Genomic DNA, 2,524 nt, shown 5'->3' with positions numbered 1-2,524 from the left:
TGATTGAACTAAACCGCTGCCGCGGTAGCTGATGCGCGGGTCTGGCCTGAGGAGGCCCCTGTCTGAGAAGATTTGGTGTCGAGCCAACCTTCCAGACAGGAGAACCCCAGATGGCCCAGATAAGCCCTCTGCGTCAGCGGATGATTGAAGATCTGACGATCCGCAATTTGTCACCGGAGACCCAGCGATCCTACGTGCATCACGTGGCGAAGTTCAGTCGATTTTTTGGACGATCACCCGATCAACTGGGATACGAAGAGGTGCGCGCCTATCAGGCCCACTTGGTGGGCCGAAGGGTCTCGTGGGGCGCGTTGAACCAGACCGTTTGCGCCTTGCGTTTCTTCTACGGCGTGACGCTGGGTCGATCTGATCTGCCTGAGCGGATCGCTTACGCCCGGACGCCGCGCAAGTTGCCGGTCGTGCTGAGCGCCGATGAGGTGGTCGGCTTTCTGCAGGCCGTGAAGGGGACGAGGAACCGGGTCGCTCTGATGACCACCTATGCGGTGGGCTTACGCGCCGCGGAGGCGGCGCGTCTGCAGGTGACGGACATCGATAGCAGCCGGATGATCATTCGCATCGAGCAGGGCAAGGGCGGCAAGGACCGCTATGTGATGCTGTCGCCGCAGTTGCTGGAGATTTTGCGCGTCTATTGGCGGTTGACCAAACCGGGGCGATGGCTATTTCCCCGGCGCGATGGCCGCGGCCCGATCCACCCACAGACCTTGGGGATCGCCTGTCGAGCAGCCTGCGAGTTCCTGGGCGTTGAGAAGCGGGTGACGGTGCACACCCTTCGCCACAGCTTCGCCACCCACCTTTTGGAAGCCGGCACGGACATAAGGATCATTCAGGTGCTGCTGGGCCATCGCAGCCTGGCGACGACGACACTATACGCCCAGGTCTCAACGGCTGTGATCGGCCGGACCGCCAGTCCTTTTGACCAACTCCACATGGAGATCACGCCGCCCGGCTGAGCCGCGCGCCATGCGCCCGGATCTGGAAGTGGCGGATGTATTCCACCGTCACGGGGCTGATTATCGCCGCGACCATGCCGGCCATCTCGGGCGTGTCGAGCGCCGGGTCATGGCCGCGGTGGAGGCGTGCCGGACCGCGGCCCTGGGCGGTCACGCCGAACACTGCACCGACTGCGGTCTCGTGCGGCAAGCCTATAACTCCTGCCGCAACCGCCATTGTCCCAAGTGCCAGGGCCTGGCCCGCGCCCAATGGCTGACTGAGCGTCAGGCCGAGCTGCTGCCGGTCCCATACTTCCACGTGGTCTTCACCGTCCCGGCCCAGATCGCTGAGATCGCCTTCCAGAACAAGGCGGCGGTCTATGCGATCCTGTTCAAGGCCGCATCCGAAGCCTTGAGGGTGACGGCCGCCGATCCCAGGCATCTGGGCGCCGCTATCGGCGTGGTCGCCGTGCTGCACACGTGGGGCCAGAATCTGCACCATCATCCGCATATCCACTGCGTCGTGCCGGGCGGCGGCCTATCGCTGGACGGCCAGCGCTGGGTGGCCTGCCGGCCTGGGTTCTTCCTGCCCGTGCGGGTTCTGTCGCGCCTGTTCAGGCGGCTGTTCCTCGAGGGTCTGCAGAACGCCTTCGAGGCCGGCCAGCTTCGCTTCTTCAGCGATCTCGCCGGCCTGGCTGATCCCACCGCCTTCTCCACTCACCTGGCCAAGCTAAAGCGGATCGAGTGGGTCGTCTTCGCCAAGCCCCCGTTCGGCGGTCCCGAACAGGTCCTCGCCTATCTGGGCCGCTACACCCATCGCGTCGCCATCGCCAACAGCCGCCTCGTGGGCCTGGACCAGGGAAAGGTCAGCTTCCGCTGGAAGGATTATCGCCACCACGACAAGCCCAAGCTCATGACCTTAAGCGCCGACGAGTTCATCCGCCGCTTCCTGCTGCACGCTCTTCCTGACGGGTTCCATCGCATCCGCCACTACGGGCTCTTGGCTAACGGCCATCGTGTCGCCAAGCTCGCCCTCTGCCGTCTCCTGCTGGCAGTGCCCACGCCGACGACCCCAGACCCGACCGCCGACTATCGCCAGCGCTATCACTGTCTCACAGGCCACTCCCTGGATGTCTGTCCGGGCTGCGGCGGCGCCATGGCCTCGCTCGGCCCCATCCCGCGCAAGGCCCCGACCTGGCCAGACACCTCATGACACGCTGCGCACCGACACGCTCGCCCCGTCCATCCCGGCGTCTGCTACAGTCGCCGCTGGGCCTTTGCGCGCCACCAGTCAATGTCGCAGCCTGCCTGTCACCAGCAACGCTGCACCTTGGCGTCAACGGGCCCAATGGCGCCGTCTCTCGCGTCGCAGATGGTCCTGCATCGCGACGACGGGCGACCGCCCAAGAGCGATCGGCGAGCCCGCTCCTGCGCCTCGGACACACTGTCGAGCCCTAAATCCCCATAGCCCCGCCCGCCATCCCGCGGTTCAGTTCAATCAGGCTTCAATGTAGTCGCGACCCGTGCGTGCCCGCCCAATCGCGCCCGCGACCACACAGAACCCTCCAGATTCA

General features: G+C 65.1%; 2 protein-coding genes. Both read left to right on the top strand.

Annotation, left to right across the window (positions count from 1 at the left end):
• Nucleotides 1-110 precede the first annotated feature (110 nt).
• Complete coding sequence (locus NKG99_RS35615; protein ID WP_320237185.1) at nt 111-971, top strand: site-specific integrase; 861 nt, start codon at nt 111-113, stop codon at nt 969-971.
• Between the two features lie 10 nt (nt 972-981).
• Nucleotides 982-2,163, top strand: coding sequence for an IS91 family transposase (locus tag NKG99_RS35610; protein ID WP_352874139.1), 1,182 nt, complete (start codon nt 982-984; stop codon nt 2,161-2,163).
• Nucleotides 2,164-2,524 lie beyond the last annotated feature (361 nt).

Origin of the sequence: Mesorhizobium sp. M1409 (genome assembly GCF_040317535.1) — a bacterium.
Classification (GTDB): domain Bacteria; phylum Pseudomonadota; class Alphaproteobacteria; order Rhizobiales; family Rhizobiaceae; genus Mesorhizobium.
The sequence above is the reverse complement of the archived record's forward strand: the minus strand, read 5'-3'. Positions and strand labels throughout refer to the sequence as shown.

Excerpts from the sequence above, each read along its gene's own strand:
- NKG99_RS35615 (WP_320237185.1), top strand. The coding sequence starts at position 111 with ATGGCCCAGATAAGCCCTCTGCGTCAGCGGATGATTGAAGATCTGACG.
- NKG99_RS35610 (WP_352874139.1), top strand. The coding sequence starts at position 982 with ATGCGCCCGGATCTGGAAGTGGCGGATGTATTCCACCGTCACGGGGCT.